This is a genomic window from Salinivibrio sp. AR640 (assembly GCF_001995405.1).
GTDB lineage: Bacteria > Pseudomonadota > Gammaproteobacteria > Enterobacterales > Vibrionaceae > Salinivibrio > Salinivibrio costicola.
Window position 1 is genome coordinate 1 of record NZ_MUFD01000031.1, and the last position, 24,777, is coordinate 24,777.

Consider the following 24,777-nt stretch of genomic DNA (forward strand, 5'->3'; position numbering starts at 1 on the left):
GGAGCAAAAGCGAGTGCTAATCTGTATAGCTTGGTGATGACATGCCGTGCCAATGACATCAATCCCTATTATTACTTCCGGCACCTGTTCGCTGAATTACCCAAGCGGTCGCCATCGGACGATATGTCAGATCTGATGCCATGGTGTGTGGATCTCAGTGATGTCGAGTAGGCGTTCACCGGTTTATTAACCGCTTACTCGTCAACACGGTCAATTTAGCGTAGGATGCCAGTAATCCAGTCACATGTAGCTGTTTATGACTATTGAAGTAACAAACGTGCCAACCTCCGATGTCACCTGCGCGACGTGTAAAGCATGTTGCTGTCGTTTAGAGGTGATGCTGATTACCGATACCGGTGTACCCAGAGAGCATATTGAAATCGATGCTTGGGGCGGAGAGGTAATGAAACGGCTTGACGATGGTTGGTGCTCGGCGGTTGATCGAGACACGTTTATGTGCACGATTTATGAAAATCGGCCTTGGATTTGTCGAGAGTTTGAAATGGGCTCAGATGAATGCATCGATGAGCGTAAAAACATGTAACTACGATTCACCGTGAAAAAAGAGGGCCTGTTGAGTAAACAGGCCCTCTTTTTTATTTTTTGATCGCGCGAGGGCGGCCGTTCTCATCAATGGCAACATAGTTAAATGTTGCATGACTGACCTTATTACGATCACCAATTTCATCATGGCTGACGGGCTTAACCCATACCTCGAGTTCAATGGTTATCGACGTATTGCCGATACGTTGGCAGGTACCGTAGCAGCAGACCACATCGCCGACGCTCACCGGTGCTTTAAAAGTAATGTCATTGACTGAGACAGTCACAACGCGACCGCCTGAGATTTCTTTCGCCAAAATGGCGCCGGCCAGATCGAGCTGAGACATAATCCAGCCACCAAAAATATCACCATTGGCGTTAGTGTCCGCAGGCATCGCTAATGTACGAAGCAGCAGTTGGCCGCGTGGGCAGTTGTTTTTATTGTCAGACATGGCTCTCTTCACATCTTATTGAAAAGGGGCAATGCGCCCCTTTTTTACAGTACAAGATAAGAATTGTGACCGCTAACACAGCATTCGGGCAAGTTTTTATTGGTCCGATAAGCGTTAAACCCAATCCCAGCCGAAGACCAACAGCATTAAAATGGGGCAAATAACACGCACATAGCCGGGCCAAATTTTCCAGAACCAGGTGTCGCCCAGTTCAGGACTGCCTTGCACCAACTCTTTTAATATTTCGTTGCGGTGCCATAGCCAACCGGCGACAAGCGCAAACAGTAGGCCGAGAATTGGCTGTGCGTATTCGGTGGTCACGGTGACGACCAAGCCAAACAGCTCGCCAAAGTTGTAGACGATGATGGCCGAGGCGGCGGTGATCAGGCCTCCTATCCACCAGACCGCTTTTTCTCGTGATTGTTTCAGCTCTTCGGTCGCACAGGCGACAGGCACTTCAAGCATGGAAATCGCCGAGGTGAGTGCCGCAATCACCATGAGCAGGAAGAAGGCAAAACCGATGAATAAGCCAGCCGAGCCCATGGTGTCAAACATGGCCGGTAATACGCTAAATACCAGGGTGTCGCTGCTCAGCAATTCGCCCGCTTCGCTGTATATCGCGACCCCATTGTGCTGTGCCACAAACATGGCGGGCATGATCAGTAGCCCCGCGGTAAAGGCAATGCCCGTATCGAGTAGCGCAACTTGCGCGGCCGTTTTAGGAATGCTGGCAGATTTGGATAAGTAAGAGCCGTAGACCATCATCACGCAGACACCGAGCGATAACGAGAAGAAGGCTTGCCCCATGGCACTCACAACCAGGCTAGGTGACAGGTGTGACATATCGGGGATCAGGTACATTTCTAAACCATCGATCGCACCCGGTTGGAACAAAATGTACACCACCATGACCACGAACAACAAAAACAGGACGGGCATAAGGCGGGATGACCAACGTTCAATGCCGTTAGCAATGCCATTGCGCACAACCAGGATGGTCGGCACCATAAAACACAGCATCAATACCAGATTTCGGGTATCGCTGAATGACTCTAACCAGTTAGCGGCATCGACAAAGCCCAGCGCGGTGAGCAGTGGTGACACCATAAAGCCGACCAGCCAACCGGCAACGATGGCATAGAAGCTAAGGATACCGGTTGCCCCGAGCATACCGACCAAGCCGAGCAAACGGCCCAACCACTTTTGCCCGCCCGCGACTGAAGATAACGAGCGAACAGGGTTGGCATTACCGTAACGGCCAATAGTGAGTTCTGCTATTAAAAGAGGGTACGCTAGGATAAAAACCATTAGCAGATAAATGAATAGAAAAACGGCGCCGCCGTTAGAGGCGGTTTGGGTCGGGAATCCCCAAATGTTGCCTAGCCCAATGGCTGAGCCTGCTGCCGCCAAAATAAACCCAATGCGGGATGAAAATTGTGCGCGTTGTGTGTTTGCCATACCTACTCGTTATCGTTTGCGATAATTAATTGATTTTTTAAACGACACCTCAAGATGTCGTCGTTGATGAAACTGTCAAAGGTGTAAACTTTTTATTACGAACTTGGATGAGTAATTCCTAGCTCAAAGACTCGTAAGTAAAACAGTTTATGCGTAGAATTTGAAGATCTTGCCGTATGTAATGCCTAAAATAAGCATAATTTCCCCATATTCTTCCTGCTCGTGATGACTTCTTCGACAGTGATAAGCGCGATTCGCTACCTATAGTGAGTATCACAGTGACTTTCTCTGCTGCAATTACTTATTTAACAATCTAGTAACATTGCGGTGAGTTGTCACAATAATATGACTGACTGCGCTAAGATAAGCGCCAATGATGTGCGTTAACTCACTGTCGAGTCTGATTGTGTCGTCACCTAAAGACAAGACGTTGCTTGCACCCGCTCATAACCTAGGCAGAATGGAGGAGCTAGCGGGTTAACCCTTTATTAATGACTATCAAGGTGTGCACTTGGGCATGGAAAAAGTCTACGAAATCCTTACCGTACTGTTGTTGTTACTGTACTGGTTAACAATTGCGGGTGTAACGATACGCGTGGTATTCAAGCGACGCGCACTGGGCGTGTCGATTGCTTGGCTGATGATTATCTATATTCTGCCGATTGTGGGGGTGATTGCGTACCTGCTTTTTGGCGAATTAAATTTGGGGAAAACCCGAGCCATGCGGGCGAAAGCGATGTTTGAGCCTTATCGTCAGTGGCTATTGAGTTTACAAGCGTGTCCCGCACACCGTCCCCATCATATTAATGAGCAATCCCACCATGTGAACCGGCTCTGTCATGCTCGAATTGGTGTCCCTGAGCTCTCGGGCAATCAATTGACTTTGCAAACCGAGCCTGCCGATATTCTTAAATCTATTGCTTTCGATATCCGTCAGGCGCAACACAATGTGGATATAGTCTTCTATATTTGGCATCCGGGCGGGCACGCTGATGAGGTGGCGCAGGCGGCGTGCGATAAAGCAAAACAGGGCATTCCGGTGCGGATCATGTTGGATTCTGCAGGGAGCAAAGCTTTTTTCCGTAGTAAATGGCCACATGCGATGCGCGAGGCCGGGGTTGAGCTGATAGAAGCACTGGCGGTGAACCCGTTCAGGATGTTCTTTCGGCGTCTCGATATTCGCCAGCATCGTAAAGCGGTTATTATCGATAACCAACTGGCTTATACCGGCTCGATGAATATGGTCGACCCGCGATTTTTCAAGCAACATGCGGGTGTTGGTCAGTGGGTCGATGTGATGGTTCGCGTGTCGGGGCCGACGGTATCGGTGCTTAGCAGCGTATTTGCCTGGGACTGGGAAGTTGAAACCGGCATTCGTGACCTGCCCAGTGCGCCCGAATGCTTGATGATAGAAGATCATCAACATGCCAATCATGCCGTACAAGCGATTCCGTCAGGGCCTGGGTTGCCTGAGGGAATGATCCAACAAGTGCTCACCTTGGCCATTCACCAAGCGGAAACCAGTATTACGATTACCACACCTTATTTGGTCCCCAGTGAAGGCCTGATGGTCAGCCTGCAAACCGCGGCGCAACGCGGTGTGAAAGTGACGATCATTGTGCCGGAAAAAAATGATTCGCTGATGGTGGAGTGGGCGAGTCGCTCATTTTTTGAGGACTTGATGTCAGCGGGGGTAGACATCTATCGCTTCAGCGGTGGCTTATTGCATACCAAGTCAGTGCTTGTCGATGAGCAGTACTGCTTAGTGGGAACGGTAAACCTTGATATGCGCAGCCTATGGTTAAACTTTGAATTGACCTTGACTGTCGATGACCCTGATTTTTGTGCTGGTATTAACCAATTGCATCAGGACTATCTGGCTCAGTCTTCGCGCGTGAACCCTGAGAGCTGGCAACAAAGGCCGGTTTACCTCAAACCTATCGAGCAGTTTTTTTATATGTTTAGTCCGCTGTTGTAAAAAAAGCCCACCATGGCACGACTTGCCTGGTGGGCTTTTTGCTATCGGTACTGATGATGACAAGCGACTGAAAGCTACGAGGCGTGTGCTGTTGCCGCTTTCATGGCTCGGACAAACTCAGTCAGCGCGTTGAGCATAGTCGGCACGTCGTGCTGATGGGTTTCAATAATTTTCACCACCGCTGAGCCTGATATTGCACCGGCGGCTCCGGCCACAATGGCTGCCTTGACTTGCTCAGGGGTTGAAATACCAAACCCAAGTAGCGGGCGCGGTGCTTGATGATGAAATAGGGTGCCTAGCAAGTGCTCGACCGGTGTGCCGGCTTTGGCTTCCGCACCTGTTACCCCGGCGCGCGATACCAAATAGGTATAGCCACGACCCAGCTCGGCCACTTTGGCGAGGGTTTTATCGTCCGCATTGGGTGGGGCGATAAAAATCGGATCGATACCGTGCGCTAGGGCGTGATCACGAAAGGGGGCGGATTCAGAAATCGGGGCATCGGCGATAAGCACCGAGTCGACGCCAACCTCAGCGCAGCGGGTGTAAAATGTTTCGATACCCCGTGCATAGACTAAGTTGGCGTACATTAATAACCCAATGGGGATCGTGGGGTGCTTGGCACGAATGGTCGCTAACATGTCAAAACAGGTATCGGGTGTGGTGCCGGCTGCCCGCGCTCGGATGGTGGCATCTTGAATGGTCGGCCCATCAGCGAGCGGGTCGGAAAAAGGCATGCCAAGCTCCAGCGCATCGGCGCCACCTTCAATCAAAGCATCGATCACGGCGAGTGATTGTTCTGGGTTTGGATCCCCTAAGGTGACAAAAGGAACAAAGGCGCCTTGCTGTTTGGCATCCAGGTTTGCGAACATCGCTTGATATCGAGTTGATGGTGCCGTCATTACAGCTCTCCTTTGCCTTCTAAAATCTCATAAACCGAAAAAATATCTTTGTCGCCTCGGCCCGATAAATTAACCACCAATATCTGCTCTTTATTGGGGGCGACGGCGATCATTTTTTGCGCGTGTGCCAGGGCGTGGGCGGTTTCTAATGCGGGAATGATCCCCTCATTACGCGCCAGTGATTGAAAGGCTTCCAGCGCCTCGTCATCCGTGGCCGCCGGGTATTCAGCACGACCAATGGCGTTTAGGTGGGCATGTTGAGGTCCCACGGACGGGAAATCTAACCCCGCAGACACGGAATACGACTCTTCTACTTGGCCATATTCATCTTGCATTAATGGCGATTTCATCCCAAAGAAAATCCCGGGCTTGCCGTGTTTTAAGGGGGCGCCGTGCTGATCGGTATCGAGTCCTTTACCGGCCGGTTCCACGCCAATTAAGCGCACGTCTTTGTCTTCAATAAAATCCGCAAACATGCCAATGGCGTTTGAGCCGCCGCCGACACAGGCGATCACCGCATCGGGCAAGCGGCCTTCTGCGCGCAGGATTTGTTCGCGGGTTTCTTCGCCAATAATGCGTTGAAACTCGCGCACAATGGTCGGGAAAGGATGAGGGCCGGCCGCGGTGCCGAGCAAGTAGTGCGCGGTATCATAGTTGGCAGACCAGTCGCGCATCGCCTCGTTACAGGCATCTTTGAGGGTCGAAGAGCCCGCGTGCACGGGGATCACCGTTGCGCCCATCAGCTTCATGCGAAACACATTGGGGCTTTGACGTTCAACATCTTTGGCACCCATATAAATGCGGCATTTTAGCCCCAGCAGCGCACATGCGAGTGCGGTCGCTACGCCGTGTTGGCCGGCGCCGGTTTCGGCAATAATTTCTGATTTGCCCATGCGCTGAGCGAGCATCGCCTGGCCAAGCACTTGGTTGGTTTTGTGCGCGCCACCGTGGAGTAAATCTTCACGTTTGAGATAGAGTTTAGTCTTGGTGCCCTTGGTAAGATTACGGCATAACGTCAGTGCGGTGGGGCGTCCCGCGTATTCTTGCAATAGACGAATATAGTCGTCTTTAAAGGTGGGATCTTCTTGCGCATCAATAAACGCTTGCTCGAGTTGATCGAGCGCAGGCACCAAAATTTGTGGCACGTACTGGCCGCCAAATTCACCAAAATAAGGGTTAAGCTTGCTCATAATAATCCTTTTACGTCTTTAATTTGGTGCCGAGGTGCGTCGTTCACCCCGGCGTAATCACTCATCTCTGGACAATTAATAACGGCGTAGGGCACGAAACGCCGCGTTAAGCTTGTGGGCGTCTTTCACACCGGGCGCATGTTCTACGCCGGAGTTAAAATCGAGCCCTAAGCAGCCTTGTGCAGCGGCCTTTGCGGCATTGTCGGGCGTCAAACCACCCGCGATCATCACTTTGTCTTTGGCCGCTTTTGGGATCAGGTGCCAATCAAAGGTTTTGCCGGTGCCGCCAGATTGCTGACCGACTCGGCTGTCGATGAGGTGGCGGTCTGCGTCGACGCCGTCTAACGCTGGGGCGACATCAGACACACCGTGCGCTTTCCATATTTCACAGTGGGTCGGAAGCCTTTCGCGCAGTGCTTGTAAGTACGCAGCATCTTCATCGCCATGTAATTGCACCGCGTGTAGGTTGAGCTGATGGGCATGCGCTGCGACAGTCTCTATTGCGTGGTTTTGGAACACGCCCACATAGCGAAGCGGCGCGCCTAGCTTTACACGTTCGGCCACAGCTGGGGTTACCGCGCGCGGCGAGTGTTCAACAAAAATGAGCCCGCCATAAACCGCGCCCGCGTCATAGGCGGCGAGGGCATCATCGGCTGAGGTTAACCCGCACACTTTGTTATCGCCCAAGATCACTTTACGTAGCGCAAGCGTGAGATCGGGCTCTGCCATTAAGGCACTGCCAATCAAAAAGCCGTCGGCGTAATCGGCGAGGTCGCGCACATGGCGGTGGCTATGAATGCCACTTTCTGAAATCACGATCGCTTTTTCCCCCACTTGCGGTGCTAAGCGTTTGGTGCGATCGCGATCAATACTTAAATCGCGCAAATTACGGTTGTTAATGCCAATCACCACCGCCCCTAAGGCATTGGCCCGCGCCAGCTCGTCTTCGGTACTCACTTCGGTGAGTACCCCCAGCTTTAAAGACTCGGCTAAATCGGCTAGCTCACGGTATTCGGCGTCGTCGAGCACTGACAGCATCAACAAGATCGCATCGGCTTGATAATGACGCGCGAGGTAAACCTGATACGGGTCGATAATAAAGTCTTTACACAGCACTGGAGCATCAACTTGGTCACGCACGATGGGGAGAAAATCAAAACTGCCCTGAAAGTAGTCTTCATCGGTGAGTACCGAAATCGCCGTGGCGAATGGCTTGTATGCTTGCGCAATGGCTGCTGGATCAAAATCGTCTCGAATCACTCCTTTCGAGGGCGAGGCTTTTTTGCACTCCAAGATAAACTGCGAGCCCGGTGCGGCTAACGCAGCACGAAAATCACGATCGCTCGGCGTCAGTTGGTCGACAAAGCTTTCTAACGGCTGGGCTTTTTTGCGGGCGGCGATCCAGCGTTTTTTGTCATCGACAATGCGGCCTAAAATGGTGTCGTTGAGGGCTGACGTGGTCATACTGCGCTCCTTTGTGCTAACGCTTGCATGATGGTGTAAGGCTTGCCCGACGCCATCACGTCCAAGGCCTGTTGGGTATTTGCTTTCAAATCTTCTTGTCCGAATAAGCGTAGCAATAGGGCGACATTGACCGCTACCGCCGCTTGCTGAGCATCTGTGCCTTTACCTTGCAAAATCGCGCGGATCATCTCGCGGTTTTGCTCGGGCGTGCCCCCGGCAATGCTGTCCAGCGGGTATTGGGATACACCAAAGTCGCTGGGGGTCAGGGTGTAATGCTCAATCTGCGTTGGCGTGATTTCTGCTACCGTCGTAGGGCCATGGATCGCCACTTCATCCAGGCCGTCACCGTGAACCACGGCCGCGCGCGTCATGTTGAGGTTTTGCATGGTTTGCGCAATTGGCGCCACCAGTGCTTGGTCGTACACGCCCATTAGCTCAATACTGGGCTTGGCTGGATTGATTAACGGCCCAAGCAGGTTAAAGATGGTGCGTGTTTTCATGGCTTGGCGCACGGGCATCGCATGGCGCACACCGGTGTGGTATTGCGGGGCGAATAAAAAGCACACGCCAAGTGTATCCAGTGCCGCACGCGCTTGCTCGGCAGGCATGGCCAAATCAATCCCAAACGCGGCGAGTAGATCCGACGAGCCGGATTTGCTTGAGACCCCGCGATTGCCGTGCTTGGCGACTTTCACGCCACAGGCAGCGGCCACAAATGCGGCGGTGGTAGAAATATTAATGGTGTTCGCCCCATCGCCACCGGTGCCGACGATATCGGCAAACGGATAGCTGGGACGTGGAAAAGGCTCGGCGTTATCGGTGAGTGCCTTCGCGGCGCCGGCGATTTCTTCCGGGGTTTCCCCTTTAATCTTCAATGCGGTTAACGCGGCGGCTAATCGAGCAGGCTCGAGCGCGCCTTGAATAATGGCGCTAAATAGTTGTTCACTTTGCGTTTGGCTGAGCGACTGCTGTTGGTAGAGCGCTTCTAGTAGGTGATCCACGGTTGCTTGATCCATCACTGCATTTAACCTCGATGTGTCTGTCCTGACGTCCGTACTTATTGGTGTTGTACGTGTTGTATCTCTATTCGTTTCTTTATTTATTGGTTTGTTTAGCTATTAATCACGATTGCCTTGGTAAAATTCACTCGCCCAATCAATGGTGTGGGTGAGTAGCGCGGCCCCTTGCGCGGTTAAAATCGATTCGGGGTGGAATTGATAACCGACTACATAGTCGGTGTTGTTAACCACGGCCATCACTTTCTGATCTTTGCCATCAAAGGTTGTGGCGATGACATCCAAGTTGGCAGGGACATCAGTGGCAACCAGTGAGTGGTAACGGGCGACGGTTAATGGTGAGGCAAGTGGACCAAATACCGCATGTTGCTGGTGGTGCATGGCTGAGGCTTTGCCGTGCATAATGGTGCCGGCGCCTGCCACTGTGCCGCCGTAGGCTTCAACGATGGCTTGCTGGCCCAAACAAATCCCCAACATCGGCACGTGGCCGCGTAAGGCCTCAATCAATGCGGGCATGCAGCCGGCATCGGCGGGTGCACCCGGGCCAGGCGAGAGCACCAGTAGCGGCTGGGGCAGGGCACGAATGTGGCTGACAATGGCATCAGCATCTAAATGGTGCCGGAACACCGTGACCGGGTAACCCAATGCGCGAAATTGATCCACTAAGTTATAGGTAAAGGAGTCCATGTTATCGAGGAGCACGATGTCCATTTGCGGGGTACTCATGATTGGCCTCCTTGGTGGGCGGTTTGAATCGCATGGATCACCGCTTGAGCTTTGCCGCGGGTTTCGTCCGCTTCCGCTTGTGGGTCAGAATCAAACACCACGCCTGCGCCGGCTTGCACGGTAGCAAGGCCGTTTTCAACGTAGGCGGAGCGGATCACGATGCAGGTGTCCATGTCGCCTGAACCGGTAAAATATCCCACCGCACCGCCATAGCTACCGCGGCGGCAATGCTCGGTATCACGGATCAGTTGCATCGCTCTAAGTTTCGGTGCACCGGTAAGCGTGCCCATGTTCATACAGGCTTGGTAGGCATGCAGCGCGTCAAGATCGGGTTTAAGTTGACCCACCACCCGAGAGACTAAGTGCATGACGTGGCTATAGCGGTCCACTTTGAGCAAATCGGCCACGTGGCGGCTGCCGGGCGTGCTAATGCGTGCAACATCGTTACGGGCCAAATCGACCAGCATCATGTGCTCAGCATTTTCTTTTTCATCATTACGCAGCTCAAGTTCAATTCGGCTATCTAAGTCGTGATCAATGCTGCCTTGGGCCGTTTTTCCGCGTCGACGAGTACCGGCAATAGGGTAAATTTCGACTTGATTGGTCGTTTGGGTATATTTGAGTGCGCTTTCTGGTGAGGCACCAAATAAGCTGAATTCGCTATCGCGCAGATAAAACATATATGGGCTAGGATTGCCGTGTTTCAGCGCGCGATAGGCATTGAGCGGCGACGGGCACGCGAGTGTAAAACGGCGCGAGGGCACCACTTGAAACACATCTCCGGCGATCACGTGTTTTTTTAGCGCTTCAACTTGCTGACAAAAGTTTGAATCGGAGACTGAAACTGCGACTGAGTGTTCAGTCATCACGGGCGCGTCGGGAAGTGGCGCAGGCGATAAGCAGGCTTCTTTGATGCGTTGCAAGCGGCGCGATAAATCCACGTAGTGGGCACTTGCATTATCGCCACCAAACAAGGTGCCTTGTAAGCGTGCTTGTCGGTGTTGGTGATCAATCACCAGTAAGCTCTCGGCGACATAAAAGAGATAATCCGGACAGCTCTCGGTGCCGTCTACGCTGGACAGTGTTTCGGTACTGGCGACTAAGTCATAGGCAAATAAGCCGCCGATAAACAGCGCATCGTCAGGCTGATTCTCCAACGCGACGCTTTGTTTAACGACGCGCAGCGCATCAAACACCGACGCTTGGCGCAGACGGGCGTCTTCATCCAGCAGGGCACCATTGTCGTTAGGATGGCGGAATGTCAGTGTCAGTGCCGGTTGATTGTTACGCTCAGTGCTTTCTGCCTCACAGGGTAACGCTTGCAGCGCCGCACTTTGCCTGATGCTGTCGAGCAAATGGGCGCCATTATGGGTCAGCGCTTGCAAGGTTACGGTTTGCGCCCGGCATTCAATCCGTACCGCGGCGTCAACGAGCATCAGGCTTTTCACGTTGCGCTTTGAGTCAATTTCAGCTGACTCCAGCAACATGCTAAAGGGTTTATCTTGGCACACGGCGGCATACAGCTCGGTCGGATCGGCCACATAAGGCACCGACAGTTGGAGCGTATCGAGCTCGCCGTATTGGAGGTGATGGGTGTTCACAGCTTTCTCCCTGCCGCTTGAACAAAGGGGGTTAATTCTTGCATTAGCTGCGCGAACATATCGCCGGTCAATGCTTGGTGACCGTCTGACAACGCCTCGCTTGGATTCAGATGGCTTTCCACAATAATGCCATCTGCGCCGACGGCTGCAGCCGCGCGTGATAGCGGCGTGACGAGCTCTCGCACACCCGTTCCATGGCTTGGGTCGACCAGTACTGGCAGGTGGCTGCGTTGTTTCATAAAGGCCACCGCGTTTAAATCCAAGGTGTTTCTTGTGGCGGTTTCGTAAGTGCGAATGCCGCGCTCACACAAAATCACATTAGGGTTGCCCGCATCGACAATATATTCCGCTGCCAGCAAACATTCTTCGATAGTGGCGGAAAGGCCGCGTTTTAACAAGACCGGTTTGCCAGTTTCTCCCACTGCTTTGAGTAAGCCATAGTTTTGCATATTACGTGCGCCAATTTGCAAGCAATCAATGTATTCACACACGGCATCGACTTGGCTGATTTCCATCACTTCTGACACGGTTGGCATGCCGGTGAGCTCACTGGCTTTTTTTAGCAGCTTAAGCCCTTCTATTCCCATGCCTTGAAAATCATAAGGGCTGGTGCGCGGCTTAAAGGCACCGCCACGTAACACGCGAGCGCCGTGGGTTTTAACTCGCTCTGCCACGGAAAGCAATTGAGGTTCCGACTCCACCGAGCAAGGGCCTGCCATGACCACAAAGTCTTGTCCACCGACAGGCACATTGCCGATATTTACTACGCTATCGTGCGGCTGCACATCACGGCTGACGCGTTTGTACTTGGTTAAAATCGGTTTCACTTCTTCAACCAGCGGGTTGGCCTCAAAGTGGCATTGTTGCAAAACGCGTTCATCGCCCAACGCGCCGAGTACAATGCGCTCAACCCCTGGCATGTAAAGCGGTTTTAATCCGCACTGCTCGATTTGGTTGAGTAGCCCTTTGGCGTCCTGCTCAGTGGCTTGGGGTTTAAGTACAATAATCATCAAATATCCTTTTAAACTATGGTTGTGGATTACCGTGGCTGAATGCTTAGTGGCCAAATGCTTAGTGGCTGAATGCGTAGTAGCACGATAACGCTTAATGGCAAAGCTCAGAGACAAAAACGCCCGCGTCAGTGGCGGGCGTTGTGAATAAGGTAGCTGTTGATACAGCCCGTCACACCGCCCGTAAGGAGCCGTGCCACCCAATAAGTGCAACAGAGGTCATAGATGTCGCTAGCGCGCTGACGGCCAGTACTGCAGTGGGTGCCGTGTAAATGCCCTTTGTACGAGGCGAGGTATTGAAATACATGCTGCGAGACTCCGTTGTGACTGTTACCCTTAGCGCCATCTTGCTCCCCGAGACCGAGAAACGGTGCGCGTTAACTTGTGTACTAGTAAACTGATATTTTGTCTCTGTGTCAACGGGGAAAACCAAAAGAATGCAGAAAAAGTGCGGAAAAAGCGCACCATAAAAAATAACAAATGAATCAATAGTGTTCGCGTACGTGCATTAACTTGCTTGCGTTAGCATCACCAGAGTGCGTGGACATATTAAGGAAACCCGATACACCATGATCATTGATTTACATAGTCACACGACGGCCTCAGATGGCCGTTTATCGCCCCAAGATTTAGTGCAGCGTGCGGTTGAGCGCCGTGTGGGGGTGTTGGCGATTACCGATCACGACACCACTGCCGGGCTGGTGGATGCGCAAGCAGAAATTGACCGCCAAGCGCTGCCCCTTACCTTGGTCAGCGGTATTGAGATTTCTACTCTGTGGCAAAACTTTGATATTCACATTGTGGGCTTAAATATCGATCCGCACCATCCGGCATTAATCGCGCTGATTGCCGAGCAAGCTGAGCGACGCCAACAACGGGCGGAGTTGATTGCTGCACGGCTAGAGCGCTCGCATTATATAGGCGCGTTAGCGGGTGCACGTGAGCTGGCCGGTGATGCACCGCTAACTCGTGCGCATTTTGCCCGCTGGCTGGTGGAGCAGGGCCACGCGAAAACCATGCAGGCTTGTTTTAAGCGCTTTTTAACTCGAGGCAATACGGGGTATGCGCCGCCAAATTGGTGTTCGATTGCAGAGGCCGTTGAGGTGATTCACCAAGCCGGTGGACAGGCAGTACTCGCTCACCCGGGCCGATACAAACTCAAGGCTAAGTGGCTGAAGCGACTGCTAACGGCGTTTTCTGAGGCGAAAGGCGATGCCATCGAAGTCGCACTCCCTCAGCAGTCGCAACAAGAACGTCGTTTGCTCGCTGACTACGCGCGGGACTATGGCTTATTGGCCTCATTGGGCTCAGATTTTCATTACCCTTCACCATGGACAGAGCTAGGCCGAAATCTATGGCTGCCTAAAGACTGCCAGCCGCTTTGGTGGAATTGGGCATGGTTAGAGGCTGCCGAGCAGAAACAGCAATCAATAAATCAACTAGATAGCAACCAGTCAGACGCGTTACAATAGAAGGATAATAAGGATTATCCGGCGCGTCGGCCACTATCGCTGGGTTGCGGTGCGCATCCAAAACGTGGTCAAGCTACAGCAGGAGGAACCATGAGTCAGTTTTTTTATGTCCACCCAGAGAATCCGCAAGCGCGGCTGATCAAGCAAGCGGTGGAAATTGTGCGAAACGGTGGGGTGATTATTTATCCGACTGATTCGGGCTATGCGCTTGGCTGTCAGCTTGAGAATAAACAAGCGCTAGAGCGTATTTGCCGTATTCGTGATCTCGATAAAGATCATAATTTTACGTTGCTATGTCGCGATCTTTCTGAGCTTTCACTGTATGCACGGGTGGATAATGTTGCGTTTCGGCTAATCCGGAACAATACCCCAGGGTCGTATACCTTTATTTTTAAAGCGACCAAAGAAGTGCCAAAACGTTTGATGAATCCAAAACGTAAGACCATTGGCATTCGTGTTCCCGATAATCAAATCGCCCTAGATTTGCTCGAAGCCTTGGGTGAGCCATTAATGTCGACCTCGCTGATTCTGCCCGGTAATGATTTCACCGAATCCGATCCCGAAGCGATACGCGATCATTTAGAACACAGTGTGGATTTGATCATGCACGGTGGGGTGTTGGGTGAGCATCCAACGACGGTGGTCGATTTTAGCGACGGTGCGCCTGAAATTCGACGCCAGGGTCGTGGTGATTCGACGCCGTTTGATTAATCCTTTATTGCCAGTGAACCAACAAACATTGCACTGCGTAATTATCAGTGCAATGTTCTTGTTCTGATGTTGCGTCAGCCAGTGGTTGACCTTCCATTCCCGCCCGGCCACCTTGCTGGGCGTTTTTTTATGATCCGATATGTCTCAATTTATGCGGTAGGCGATGCACTATTGACCCAGTTGATGCGCCGTTAAAATTGCGGAATAAACATTATCTGCTGTCACAGGAAATGGCATATTATGGATAGTCTCTCCTTCAGCAGTTGATGCATCTGCCACCGCACGCAACGTCGTATGATTCAGCGTTTTTACGCCCATATCAAAAAGATTGGTCGGTAGGCCAACGGAACGGCAGAAAGCGAGGACGGTATTTATCTCTTCCATTGCCGCGTTTTCGAGTACGAGTTGAACAAGTGTACCAAATGCCACCTTCTCGCCATGGTAAAGGTGGTGGCACTCCTCAAGCTTGGTGAGACCGTTATGGATGGCATGTGCGCCAGCTAGGCCACTGCTCTCAAAACCGATACCGCTTAGGTAGGTGTTGGCTTCAATAATGTTTTCTACCGCCTTGGTACTCACACCATTTTCTACTGCGATTTTCGCTTTCAAGCCATCTTCAAGTAATGTTTCATAACACAGTTTTGCTAGCGCTTGCGCGGACCGGGTCGCAAGCCCACCGGCCATGGTTGCTTTACCTGACGTCATATTTGCACGAGCTTCAAAGTAAGTTGATAGCGCGTCACCCATCCCGGAAACCAGTAAGCGAACCGGTGCTTTAGCGATGATCGACGTATCCATGATCACCATGTCCGGATTTTTAGGAATCATCAAGTATTCAGAAAATTCACCTTCTGGGGTATAGATAACGGCGAGAGCCGACGTTGGCGCATCTGTAGACGCGATGGTCGGCACAACAACAACGGGAATTTTGGTATAGAAAGCAACGGATTTTGCCGTATCTAATGTTTTCCCGCCGCCAATACCGACGATGACATCATGTTGCTGTGTCGCACAAATATCGGTGATGCGCTCAATCTCAGCACGCGAACACTCGCCATTAAAAATATTGGTTGCGAGTGATATCTCTTCATCAGCAAAACTCTGTTTTACCTCTGCACCCACCAAGTCGGTCACGAACGCATCAGCGATGGCTAATGGTTTCTCACCAAGACTTTTTACATAGTGTGCAATCGAGCTCAGTACTTGCTCACCTTGGACGTATTTACTGGGGCTAATAATTATTTTGTCCATAATTCAGACCTTTATTCTTTATTCTGTGTGTTTTCTGCAATGAAAAACCATTGTAGGGAAGGCGCTATATTAGGACTGACAGCTCAAACGAGAAAGGATATCGAGGATTTGAATTGAGCTTTTATGACCGCAGTGTCAAATCCGTCGCGAAAGAAAAAACGACAAACCCTGCTTTATGGCATTGATCACTATTCAGACTGTTTGCGTTATTCATGTTCCATATTGAAACGAAATAAAAAGATAAATTGTTCCACTATGGAACAAAATTATTTTTGTTGAGCCCCTGTTTTCTCTGCTTAAGATGAGTTCATACCCTACGTGAAAATAAATGGAATGAGATAGAACGATGAAAAAACTAATCAATCAAGTCGATGATGTTGTCTTGCAACAAATGGAAGGCCTTGCGTTGTCCCGTCCTGAGTTAAAGGCCAATTACGAACCTCGTTATATGTGGCATGAGGAAACACCAGGACAAGTTGCGTTAGTGTCTGGTGGCGGTTGTGGTCATGAGCCATTGCATGCGGGTTTTATTGGTAAAGGTATGTTGACCGGAGCGTGCCCGGGAGAAGTCTTTACATCGCCCACACCGGATCAAATGTATGAGTGTGGTAACCAAGTAAACACCGGTGAGGGCGTGCTTTTTATCATTAAAAACTACACGGGCGATGTGTTGAATTTTGAAACGGCCGTGGAGCTACTTCATACCGATGGTATCAGTGTTGGATCAGTCTTGGTGGATGATGATGTGGCCGTAAAAGATAGCCTTTACACCGCTGGCCGTCGTGGCGTGGCAGGTACTGTGTTAGTGGAGAAATTAGTCGGCGCTGCGGCAAGTAAAGGTTATACGTTGGCACAGTGTGAAGCGCTTGCTCGACGCGTCAATAACCAGTGCCGATCCTTTGGTGTCGCGCTTAATGCTTGTGTCGTGCCAGCCGCAGGTAAGCCGTCGTTTATCTTAGAAGATAATGAAGTAGAGTTTGGTGTTGGTATCCATGGTGAGCCAGGTATTAAACGCATGCAATACACAGACGTCGATACTTTGGTGGATGACATGTTTGCTGAACTCGCTGAAAACGCACCTTATCAGCGCACGTTACGGATTTGGAATCGTGAAGAAGGCGAATGGGGTGAGGTCGTGTCTAGTATTGAGCCTTTTTCTGCCGATCATGACTACATCGTGATGGTCAATGGTATGGGAGGCACGCCAATTTCTGAGCTTTACGGCGTGTATCGCCGTCTAGCGCATAACTGCGAGCAAGCGGGATTCCGCATCGTACGAAATAGGGTAGGTAACTTCTGTACGTCGCTTGATATGGAAGGGGTGTCAATCACCTTACTCAAAGCGGATAAAGAGATGTTAGAACTTTTTGATGCACCCGTTGATACTGCCGCAATCAACTGGTAACAGGGGAAATAACATGCAAATTGAAAAAACACATATTATTCACTGGTTAGAGTTGTGTGCGACGACCTATCAAGACAACCAAGATTTTCTCACGGATCTTGATCGTGATATCGGCGATGCCGACCATGGTCTCAACATGAATCGTGGTTTTAAGAAAGTCGCGGAAAAACTGCCACAAATTGTCGAGCAAAACATTGGTAGCATTCTAAAAAATACGGGAATGACATTATTGTCTAGTGTCGGAGGCGCAAGCGGCCCTTTATATGGCACGTTATTTATTCGCACAGCGGCGGCTGTCGGGACTCGAGAACAATTAACCTTTGAAGAGCTGATCGACGCGCTAAAAAGTGGGGTCGATGGTGTGGTTTCTCGTGGTAAAGCTGAATTAGGCGACAAAACCATGTGTGATGTTTGGCTACCGGTTTTGACGAGTATAAAGGCATCGTTAGATAAGGGCACAAGTGCTGATCACTTACATAATGAGATGGTTGAGCTCGCAGAAGCGAATGTATTAGCCACCATTGAAATGCAAGCGAAAAAAGGACGAGCGAGCTATTTAGGTGAGCGCAGTATCGGTCATCAAGATCCCGGTGCTACGTCCTCTCTATTAATGATTAAAGCACTAAAGCAAGCAATAGCAGGTAATTAAGATGGTGGGAATTGTTGTTGTCTCTCATAGTCGTCGCCTTGCTGAGGGGGTCGCTGAATTAGCGACCCAAATGACCCAAGGCAAAGCGAATATCGCCATTGCTGCAGGTGTTGATGATCCTGAAAACCCGATAGGTACCGATACCATTGCTGTCATGGAAGCGATAGAGCGGGTGAATGATGAAAAAGGCGTTATTGTCTTGATGGATCTCGGTAGCGCCCTACTGAGTGCAGAAATGGCGCTAGATCTCCTTGATGATCAAATAAAGGAAAGTGTGACGTTAATATCAGCGCCCATCGTCGAAGGGACGATGGCGGCATCGGTGGCAGCAGCGGCAGGGTTACCGTTGGCAACCGTGGTTGAGGAAGCGCAGAATGCCTTGGGTGTAAAACAAGCGCATCTAGGTGATAAGCCATCAACAAATGCGGAACCCGCGCAAACGGCGAAGCAGGACAAAGAAGCGCTGACATACGACTGGATCGTGCAAAATCCGCATGGATTACATGCTCGGCCAGCCGCCGCCATTGTTGGCGCACTGGCGCGCTTTGACTGTCAACTCTGGCTACAAAAGGGCGACCGACAGGTCAATGCAAAAAGTCTCAATAGTATTGCGAAGCTTGGTGTCCGTTGCAATGAGACCATAACCATACATGCCCTTGGTTCCCAAGCCGTGGATGCGATAGCAGCATTTAAAGCTCTCGCACATGATCACTTTGGCGAAAAACAGGCCGTTGATGATGGTGCTCTCGAACATCAAAGCGATGAAGTTGATGCATTACAGTATGAGGTGAATGCGCAAACCATTGAAGGTGCGATCACGGGGATTAGCGTGAATGAAGGTATTGTAACGGCGCCCGTTGTTCTTTTTACCAGTGACATGCCACCCGTACCCGATCGTTCCTTTGGTCATAAAACCGATGAAATTACGCATGTTAAGCAAGCGATAGAGTGTGTTGTTCAACGTTTACAACGTCAAGCAAAGCAAGCGAAAGGAGACATATTTTCGGCGCATAGCATGATGTTAAGTGACCCTGAATTGTGGCAATCGGTCGAATCGCATATTCAGTCAGGCATGATTGCCGAGCAAGCTTGGCTAGAAACCCTTCACGCGCTGGCGGAAGAATATCGTCATGCTGAGACGCTATACATGCGCGAACGTGAAGCTGATGTACATGATATTGCCCGCCAAGTGATGATTGAAATGACAGGTGCCAAGCCTCAGGCCATTGAGATTCAGGAGCCAAGTATTTTATTGGCCCATGACCTTATGCCCTCGGATGTGGCTGGATTAGATAAAGAAAAAGTGCTCGGTATTTGTTTAAGTGAAGGCGGTAAAACGTCCCATAGTGCGATACTTGCTCGCGCGATGGGGATCCCCGCGATGGTAAAAGCGCAAGGGTGTCTCGATGCCGTTCGGTCAGGTCAAATGGTGACGCTTGATGGCTTCAAAGGGCACTTATGGTTTGCGCCGTCAGATGAGATACAGCAGGCGCTAGACGCACAGAAAATTGAATGGCAAAACGCGCGAAAAAGTGCGCTAGCGAGCGCACAGCAAGTGGCGATGACTCGCGATGGTATCGCTATTCCCGTTTTAGCGAATATTGGTGGACCGAATGATTTGGAAAATGCGTTAACATCGGGGGCAGAAGGTGTTGGTCTATTTCGTACCGAGTTTTTATTCCAAGACAGTGAAGCCTTACCGACTGAAGATGAACAATACCAAGTTTATCGAGACATTGCCGCTGCGCTCGGCGATAAACCACTCACCATTCGTAGTCTCGATGTGGGAGGGGATAAACCTCTAGCGGCTTATCCTATGCCTGAGGAAGATAATCCTTTTTTAGGCTTGAGAGGGGTACGTTTGTGCCTCAAGCATGAAGCTTTATTTAACACGCAACTGCGCGCGATTTTAAAGGCGTTTCAGGTACAGCCGAATATTCAACTGATGATACCTATGGTCGCGCAGGTTGAAGAAGTAAAAAAAGTGAAAGCATTGTTGGCGCATCAAGCTCAGCAATTAGGGGTGGATGCAAGTAAGCTTCCTGTCGGTATTATGATAGAAGTCCCCGCTGCTGTCCTAAATGCGGATGCGTTGGCGCAAGAAGTTGACTTTTTTTCTATTGGTACTAATGATCTGACGCAATATGTTATGGCGGCAGATCGCGGCAATACGGCAGTCGCAGAGCTTGTGAATTACTTTGAACCGTCGGTGTTAAAAGCCATTGAATTGACGTGTGCTGCCGGTGAGCGTGCTGGTATTCCCGTGAGCATGTGTGGCGAAATGGCGGGTGATCCGAACGCAACACAGATGTTACTTGGTATTGGTCTTCGTAAGTTCAGCGCTAGCGCTAGCCTGCTGCCTGGACTCAAAGCTCAGATTCGCCAACTGTCTTTGCAGGCATAGCGTTCCTCTACGTATAAACCGGCGTTCAACGCCGGTTTTTTTATATGACTTTTTTAATATGACTCGTTAGTACCACTCCATCTGTTCATGTAAGCCAAATTTTTTGATTTTTCGCCACAGTGTCGTGCGTCCAATTTGCAGTGCTTTGGCCATCTCGTTCATTTTCCCATTACATTGATTCCAAGCCTGAACAATGGCTCTTTTCTCGGCTTCTTCTAGGGTTATGATCGGCGTATTATCTGTACGATGATGGGCGTTCAATTTTATGTCCTCAGGAATATCACTCAGTTTGATCAAGTTTGAACCTCGATTAAGCAAGATGCGCTCAATTCGGTTTCTTAACTCGGAGTTATTTCCTGGCCAACGAAAATTCATTAACGCTTCCAATGCCACTTGTTCTATCGAGAGGGTTACATTGTGGCGACGCTCGTAATGGCTAACAAGCTGCTGGACAAGATGTTCGATGTCTTCTCTGCGTTTTCTTAGTGGCGAAATAGGGAGTTCGTTTGAGGATAACTCATAGTAAAGTTGGCGACCAAATGAGCGCTGTGTAACATATTCGCTGATTTCTGCGGTCGTGCTGGTAATGAGTTGAAAGTCTACTGGGATCAATCGCAAGCTGTCGCTACGGCTTACCAAGCCTGTCTTTAATAACTTTAGTAACACGGCTTGTAGGTCTGGCGATAGGTATTCCACTTTTTCTAAAAACAGAGTTCCGCCGTGAGCTAACTCAAACTTAGAAGGCATGCCCTGTCCTTCATCATAGCCCAAGGTCTCTTTCACCAGTTGTTCCGTATTGATCGAGCGGCAGTTGAGCGTAATGAATGGCCCATCTTTATAGCTACTCTCATTATGAATCGCCATGGCTAACGTCGCTTTTCCCACACCTTCCTCTCCAGTAATGAAGATCGGTGAATTCGATTTTATCGCCCGCTTGGCCATGGTAATCACGTGTTTCATCTTGCGTGAAATAACAGGCAACGTATTGAATGTATATCGTGCACTGCCTCCGATTTGCTGTTGAGCTAGTTCGCGAATTTTATCGATGGGGTGCAAGAACAGTAAATGGGTGCCGTCATTGAGCGCACGCAGCGTGATAATCGCTTCAACAAACTCGCCGTTGACTTCTATTGTGGTCAGCTTACGCTTAATCGTTGTGCCAGACTCAATACTGTTGAGTACATTAGGTGGAAAACGAAAAACACAGAACACATCTTTTTCTAAGACATCGCTTGCCTCAATATTCAGTAATCGCTCAGATTGATGGTTAACCATTGTTATGTGATTGTCTTCATCCCATGCCAGGAGACCATCATCCATGCACTCTAGTGTGGCGTTGTGCGCGCAGGAAAGACGGTTAATATTCTCTTGTTCAGAATGAATATGTATCTGCAAACTGATTTCTCTCGCACTTGACGCGATGATGACTAAGCTCTCTTTCTGGTAGTGTTCTGCGTTTTTAATCAAACACGTTGTCCCACGTAGCTTGCCAAATTGATCGAAAACAGGTGCTGCCACGGAGGCATAAGGATGTAAGTGACGATTAAAGTGTTCTGCGGCAAATACTTCACAAGGCATATGGGTGTTGATACAGAGATTGACTGCATTGGTACCAATCTTCCCTTCAGAAAGAAAGCAACCTTGTTTTATACCAAGCTCGTTCATCTCCTGCTTTATTACGTCATGCCCGACGAGAGAAAGAATGCAGCCATTGTTGTCAGTCACAATCAATAGCAAATTTTCTTCGCCTAACATATCGTAAGTATCTTCAAGCACTGTGGTGGCACATTCGATAAGATGCTCGTTGCGCTTCATCAAAGACGATAAGGTAAAACCAGAGGCAATGTGTGGTTTTGACCAAGTGTAGGGATTACATTGCTTTATACACCGCTCCCACGACTTAAGTACGGGGGTACGTGAGAATTCATGAGACACCCAGTGGTGTTTTTGGAAAAAGTCCCATTTGGTTTTATTGTCTTCGATCGAAAGCATGCTATACCGCTCTAGCACAAGTTATGGACTGTTGGCATGTTACAGGTACTTTAGCCCAGCAGCTGTGAGAACTTTCACGCCTCAGCACAGAGAGACGAAATGAGCGAGATAAAAGACGTATAAAAACTGACCGTTTTATCCAGTAGTCAGGGTGTATTTTTCTATGCGTGCGTGATGCGGTCGTGTATCATTAGGCACCTGTTATAGCGCCGCGCTTTATCTTGTTGGAGATGTTTCAACAAGTTTTACTAGGGGCGTATTATAACCAGCCATAACGTAGAGTTATTCCGTTTTTGACGCCTGTGAAGGCGACAGTAAGGTAAGACAAACATGAGCGAAAAATTACAGAAGGTGCTAGCGCGTGCTGGCACGGGGTCACGCCGCGAAATGGAAAGCTATATCCAAGCCGGCCGAGTGAGTGTCAATGGTGTGGTGGCCAAGCTGGGCGACCGTCTTGACGATCCGAGTGCGCTGGTGCGTGTCGATGGCCATGCAGTGCCGCTCAATGCGCCTTCTGAGTCAGTATGTCGCGTGCTGGCTTACAACAAGCCAGAGGGCGAACTATGTACGCGTAGCGACCCAGAAGGTCGTCGTACCGTGTTCGACCGGTTGCCAAAGCTCAAAGATGCCCGCTGGGTCGCTGTTGGCCGCTTGGACGCCAACACGTCCGGTCTCATGCTGTTTACCACTGACGGTGAACTGGCAAACCGCTTGATGCATCCAAGCCGCCAAGTGCAGCGTGAATATATGGTGCGCGTTTTTGGTGATGTGAACGAAGACATGGTGCGCAACGTGGTGGCCGGTGTCGAGCTTGAAGACGGTGTTGCCCGCTTTGAGGACGTGGTTTACGCGGGTGGCGAAGGGATGAACCACACCTTTTATGTTGTGATCACCGAAGGGCGTAACCGCGAAGTGCGTCGCCTTTGGGAAACTCAAGGTGTGACTGTGAGCCGCTTGAAGCGAGTGCGTTACGGTGACATTTATCTTGAGAAAGACCTGCCACGTGGTGGTTGGCGCGAGATGGAACTTAAAGAAGTTAACTATTTGCGCGAGATGGTGGAAATGAAGCCTGAATCGCAAACAGTGATCACGCCAGAAGACCAAAAGCGTAAAAAGTCGCGTCAGAAAATTCGTCGAGCAGTGCGCCGTTATGAAGAGCGTATCGACTCGAACGATAAGCCAAAGAAAGCCCGTCAAGCTCGCCGTGGTAATGCCCCGGCAGCAGGACCAAAAGGGTCGGGACCAAAAAAAGGTAGCCCACGCCCTGGCGCGCCAAGAGGGAAAGGAAAGCCTCGGACGCGTAAATAAAACGCTTTCAGCATTAATGAATGAAAACCCGGCCTTGTGTCGGGTTTTTTTATTCAAGAGAGAAGGGTGTACATGATAACGATTATTATTTGTGTTATTGTCAGCTCAATTTATAGAACTATCGATATACGGAAATAATGACGATCGCTGCTGAGCCTTATCAAGCTGCCACCCGTTTAAATCGGATTGAACGTGTATTAGCCTACATCCATACCCATTTAGATCAGCCACTATTGGTTAGTGAACTTGCAGCAAAAAGTTGCTGGTCTCGTTGGCAACTGCAGCGCGTGTTCTCTGAGCAAACGGGGATGAGTGTTGCGCACTACGTGCGGGAGCTTAAATTGAGTGATGCCGCTAAGCAGTTACTGACTGGCCAACGTCGTATCATTGATATTGCCTTATCCTGTGGGTTTACCTCTGAGGCTAATTTTTCCCGCGCATTTCGACAGCAATATAATATGACGCCTCGAGAATATCGTCGACGAGGCATTATGGATGGTATTCGTACACCGTTACAAATTACCACTTTAACCACACCACAACCTCTGTGGTTATCTGTGCAGATTAAAACGCGACCTCAAGCCACAATCGCGGGAGACGTTGCACCGATATTGGGATTATTTGCGCCAGAGCCTGATTTTAATGATGTTGTGCCAGCGCTTTGGCAGCGAGCCTATGCGCGCGGCGTGATTGATCTAAACCAGCCAAGTATCGGTGCCATTGATGTAGCTAGCGCGGATACACTGCAATCACCGTTGCCATACCTTGCGGGACAACAGGCATTAGCAGGCTTTCAACATGACACCACAAGCTGGATCATTCCGGAAACGACCTATGCCGTTATCACGCACTCCGGGCCGGTGAGCGGGCTCCCTGATACATTGCAGGCGTTTATTTACGCTTGGCTACCAGACTCTGGCTATCAATGCACCGATGGTATAGAGCTTGAAATCTACCCCAGTGGTTACCAGCCCCACTCGAATAGCGCAGTAATGACATATTGGGTGCCACTCAATCCCGTGCATCGTGCTATCGATCCCGTGCATCGTGCACCAAAATGAACAGTATTTCCTCTATGTATCCATAAAATACGAATGATTCCGTTTTAGATTTATTGGTTCGTCATTAGAGGAAATCATGATGCATACAGGTTTTTCGTGCCCACGGCAGGCTATTGGGCGATTGTCGCCGTTGACCTTAGCTGTGATTAGCAGCGTGGTAACTGTGTCGGCTTACTCTGCTCCCCAA

General features: G+C 50.2%; 21 protein-coding genes. 10 read left to right on the plus strand and 11 right to left on the minus strand.

Going from position 1 to position 24,777, the window contains the following annotated elements; translation table 11 throughout:
• Positions 1 to 171 (plus strand): transposase domain-containing protein (locus tag BZG75_RS13420; protein ID WP_131825144.1); only part of this gene is annotated, 171 nt, incomplete at its 5' end.
• Positions 172 to 256: 85 nt separating this feature from the next.
• Positions 257 to 544, plus strand: a complete 288-nt coding sequence (locus BZG75_RS13425; RefSeq protein ID WP_021024594.1) for a YkgJ family cysteine cluster protein — start codon at positions 257 to 259, stop codon at positions 542 to 544.
• A gap of 52 nt (positions 545 to 596) precedes the next feature.
• Here the strand turns inward: BZG75_RS13425 and yciA are convergent, their stop codons facing one another.
• Both yciA and BZG75_RS13435 read right to left on the minus strand, forming a co-directional pair.
• Positions 597 to 995 carry an acyl-CoA thioester hydrolase YciA gene (gene yciA / locus BZG75_RS13430; protein ID WP_077577252.1) on the minus strand — a complete coding sequence of 133 codons (399 nt, stop codon included), beginning with the start codon at positions 993 to 995 and terminating at the stop codon, positions 597 to 599.
• Positions 996 to 1,109: 114 nt separating this feature from the next.
• Complete coding sequence (locus tag BZG75_RS13435) at positions 1,110 to 2,453, minus strand: sodium-dependent transporter (protein WP_077577253.1); 1,344 nt, start codon at positions 2,451 to 2,453, stop codon at positions 1,110 to 1,112.
• 517 nt (positions 2,454 to 2,970) lie between these two features.
• Between BZG75_RS13435 and cls the strand changes: the two genes are divergently transcribed.
• Positions 2,971 to 4,431, plus strand: coding sequence for a cardiolipin synthase (cls, locus tag BZG75_RS13440; RefSeq protein WP_077577254.1), 1,461 nt, complete (start codon positions 2,971 to 2,973; stop codon positions 4,429 to 4,431).
• Between the two features lie 74 nt (positions 4,432 to 4,505).
• Here cls and trpA read toward each other — a convergent pair whose 3' ends face one another.
• The 7 genes from trpA to aroF all read right to left on the minus strand — a co-directional run bounded on the left by trpA (position 4,506) and on the right by aroF (position 12,337).
• Positions 4,506 to 5,330, minus strand: coding sequence for a tryptophan synthase subunit alpha (gene trpA / locus BZG75_RS13445; protein ID WP_077577255.1), 825 nt, complete (start codon positions 5,328 to 5,330; stop codon positions 4,506 to 4,508).
• Positions 5,330 to 6,520, minus strand: coding sequence for a tryptophan synthase subunit beta (gene trpB, locus BZG75_RS13450; RefSeq protein ID WP_077577256.1), 1,191 nt, complete (start codon positions 6,518 to 6,520; stop codon positions 5,330 to 5,332). The genes trpA and trpB overlap by 1 nt, the downstream gene beginning before the upstream one ends.
• A 75-nt stretch (positions 6,521 to 6,595) precedes the next feature.
• Complete coding sequence (gene trpCF / locus BZG75_RS13455; protein ID WP_077577257.1) at positions 6,596 to 7,984, minus strand: bifunctional indole-3-glycerol-phosphate synthase TrpC/phosphoribosylanthranilate isomerase TrpF; 1,389 nt, start codon at positions 7,982 to 7,984, stop codon at positions 6,596 to 6,598.
• Positions 7,981 to 9,000, minus strand: a complete 1,020-nt coding sequence (gene trpD / locus BZG75_RS13460) for an anthranilate phosphoribosyltransferase (RefSeq protein ID WP_443216201.1) — start codon at positions 8,998 to 9,000, stop codon at positions 7,981 to 7,983. The genes trpCF and trpD overlap by 4 nt, the downstream gene beginning before the upstream one ends.
• Before the next feature lie 102 nt (positions 9,001 to 9,102).
• Complete coding sequence (locus BZG75_RS13465) at positions 9,103 to 9,726, minus strand: aminodeoxychorismate/anthranilate synthase component II (protein WP_077577258.1); 624 nt, start codon at positions 9,724 to 9,726, stop codon at positions 9,103 to 9,105.
• Positions 9,723 to 11,327, minus strand: a complete 1,605-nt coding sequence (locus tag BZG75_RS13470) for an anthranilate synthase component 1 (RefSeq protein WP_077577259.1) — start codon at positions 11,325 to 11,327, stop codon at positions 9,723 to 9,725. Before BZG75_RS13470 ends, BZG75_RS13465 begins: the two co-directional genes overlap by 4 nt.
• Entirely contained in the window at positions 11,324 to 12,337 is a 1,014-nt protein-coding gene (gene aroF / locus BZG75_RS13475) for a 3-deoxy-7-phosphoheptulonate synthase (RefSeq protein WP_077461176.1), read from the minus strand. Before aroF ends, BZG75_RS13470 begins: the two co-directional genes overlap by 4 nt.
• Positions 12,338 to 12,906: 569 nt before the next feature.
• Between aroF and rnm the strand changes: the two genes are divergently transcribed.
• Entirely contained in the window at positions 12,907 to 13,809 is a 903-nt protein-coding gene (rnm, locus tag BZG75_RS13480) for an RNase RNM (protein ID WP_021024310.1), read from the plus strand.
• Positions 13,810 to 13,899: 90 nt separating this feature from the next.
• Positions 13,900 to 14,520 (plus strand): L-threonylcarbamoyladenylate synthase, encoded by a 621-nt coding sequence (locus BZG75_RS13485; protein ID WP_077577260.1) that lies wholly within the window; start codon positions 13,900 to 13,902, stop codon positions 14,518 to 14,520.
• 168 nt (positions 14,521 to 14,688) lie between these two features.
• On the opposite strand, the gene BZG75_RS13490 is transcribed toward BZG75_RS13485, so the two are convergent.
• Complete coding sequence (locus tag BZG75_RS13490) at positions 14,689 to 15,771, minus strand: glycerol dehydrogenase (RefSeq protein ID WP_077577261.1); 1,083 nt, start codon at positions 15,769 to 15,771, stop codon at positions 14,689 to 14,691.
• 346 nt (positions 15,772 to 16,117) lie between these two features.
• Between BZG75_RS13490 and dhaK the strand changes: the two genes are divergently transcribed.
• The 3 genes from dhaK to ptsP are packed head-to-tail and all read left to right on the plus strand — an operon-like array spanning position 16,118 to position 20,229.
• On the plus strand, positions 16,118 to 17,176 hold the full coding sequence (gene dhaK, locus BZG75_RS13495; RefSeq protein ID WP_077577262.1) for a dihydroxyacetone kinase subunit DhaK: 1,059 nt from the start codon (positions 16,118 to 16,120) through the stop codon (positions 17,174 to 17,176).
• Positions 17,177 to 17,189: 13 nt separating this feature from the next.
• A complete protein-coding gene (gene dhaL, locus BZG75_RS13500; RefSeq protein ID WP_025673984.1) occupies positions 17,190 to 17,825 on the plus strand; it encodes a dihydroxyacetone kinase subunit DhaL in 636 nt (211 codons plus the stop codon).
• 1 nt (position 17,826) lies between these two features.
• Positions 17,827 to 20,229 carry a phosphoenolpyruvate--protein phosphotransferase gene (gene ptsP, locus BZG75_RS13505; RefSeq protein ID WP_077577263.1) on the plus strand — a complete coding sequence of 801 codons (2,403 nt, stop codon included), beginning with the start codon at positions 17,827 to 17,829 and terminating at the stop codon, positions 20,227 to 20,229.
• A 66-nt stretch (positions 20,230 to 20,295) separates the two neighbouring features.
• On the opposite strand, the gene dhaR is transcribed toward ptsP, so the two are convergent.
• The gene (gene dhaR, locus BZG75_RS13510) at positions 20,296 to 22,221 is read right to left on the minus strand and encodes a dihydroxyacetone kinase operon transcriptional regulator DhaR (protein WP_077577264.1); all 1,926 of its coding nucleotides are present in this window, start codon (positions 22,219 to 22,221) and stop codon (positions 20,296 to 20,298) included.
• A 330-nt stretch (positions 22,222 to 22,551) separates the two neighbouring features.
• On the opposite strand from dhaR, the gene rluB reads away from it, so the two are divergent.
• Together rluB and BZG75_RS13520 are read left to right on the plus strand one after the other, a co-directional pair.
• The gene (gene rluB, locus BZG75_RS13515) at positions 22,552 to 23,529 is read left to right on the plus strand and encodes a 23S rRNA pseudouridine(2605) synthase RluB (protein ID WP_021023931.1); all 978 of its coding nucleotides are present in this window, start codon (positions 22,552 to 22,554) and stop codon (positions 23,527 to 23,529) included.
• Between the two features lie 137 nt (positions 23,530 to 23,666).
• Positions 23,667 to 24,590, plus strand: a complete 924-nt coding sequence (locus BZG75_RS13520; RefSeq protein ID WP_077461044.1) for an AraC family transcriptional regulator — start codon at positions 23,667 to 23,669, stop codon at positions 24,588 to 24,590.
• The last annotated feature ends 187 nt before the right edge of the window (positions 24,591 to 24,777 follow it).

What these genes read in the sequence shown, in the direction of transcription:
- BZG75_RS13490 (WP_077577261.1), bottom strand. Translation starts at nt 15,771, where the DNA reads ATGGACAAAATAATTATTAGCCCCAGTAAATACGTCCAAGGTGAGCAA.
- cls (WP_077577254.1), top strand. Translation starts at nt 2,971, where the DNA reads ATGGAAAAAGTCTACGAAATCCTTACCGTACTGTTGTTGTTACTGTAC.
- rluB (WP_021023931.1), top strand. Translation starts at nt 22,552, where the DNA reads ATGAGCGAAAAATTACAGAAGGTGCTAGCGCGTGCTGGCACGGGGTCA.
- dhaK (WP_077577262.1), top strand. Translation starts at nt 16,118, where the DNA reads ATGAAAAAACTAATCAATCAAGTCGATGATGTTGTCTTGCAACAAATG.
- yciA (WP_077577252.1), bottom strand. Translation starts at nt 995, where the DNA reads ATGTCTGACAATAAAAACAACTGCCCACGCGGCCAACTGCTGCTTCGT.
- trpB (WP_077577256.1), bottom strand. Translation starts at nt 6,520, where the DNA reads ATGAGCAAGCTTAACCCTTATTTTGGTGAATTTGGCGGCCAGTACGTG.
- BZG75_RS13520 (WP_077461044.1), top strand. Translation starts at nt 23,667, where the DNA reads ATGACGATCGCTGCTGAGCCTTATCAAGCTGCCACCCGTTTAAATCGG.
- trpCF (WP_077577257.1), bottom strand. Translation starts at nt 7,984, where the DNA reads ATGACCACGTCAGCCCTCAACGACACCATTTTAGGCCGCATTGTCGAT.
- BZG75_RS13485 (WP_077577260.1), top strand. Translation starts at nt 13,900, where the DNA reads ATGAGTCAGTTTTTTTATGTCCACCCAGAGAATCCGCAAGCGCGGCTG.
- dhaR (WP_077577264.1), bottom strand. Translation starts at nt 22,221, where the DNA reads ATGCTTTCGATCGAAGACAATAAAACCAAATGGGACTTTTTCCAAAAA.
- aroF (WP_077461176.1), bottom strand. Translation starts at nt 12,337, where the DNA reads ATGATTATTGTACTTAAACCCCAAGCCACTGAGCAGGACGCCAAAGGG.
- rnm (WP_021024310.1), top strand. Translation starts at nt 12,907, where the DNA reads ATGATCATTGATTTACATAGTCACACGACGGCCTCAGATGGCCGTTTA.
- dhaL (WP_025673984.1), top strand. Translation starts at nt 17,190, where the DNA reads ATGCAAATTGAAAAAACACATATTATTCACTGGTTAGAGTTGTGTGCG.
- ptsP (WP_077577263.1), top strand. Translation starts at nt 17,827, where the DNA reads ATGGTGGGAATTGTTGTTGTCTCTCATAGTCGTCGCCTTGCTGAGGGG.
- trpD (WP_443216201.1), bottom strand. Translation starts at nt 9,000, where the DNA reads ATGGATCAAGCAACCGTGGATCACCTACTAGAAGCGCTCTACCAACAG.
- BZG75_RS13425 (WP_021024594.1), top strand. Translation starts at nt 257, where the DNA reads ATGACTATTGAAGTAACAAACGTGCCAACCTCCGATGTCACCTGCGCG.
- trpA (WP_077577255.1), bottom strand. Translation starts at nt 5,330, where the DNA reads ATGACGGCACCATCAACTCGATATCAAGCGATGTTCGCAAACCTGGAT.
- BZG75_RS13465 (WP_077577258.1), bottom strand. Translation starts at nt 9,726, where the DNA reads ATGAGTACCCCGCAAATGGACATCGTGCTCCTCGATAACATGGACTCC.
- BZG75_RS13435 (WP_077577253.1), bottom strand. Translation starts at nt 2,453, where the DNA reads ATGGCAAACACACAACGCGCACAATTTTCATCCCGCATTGGGTTTATT.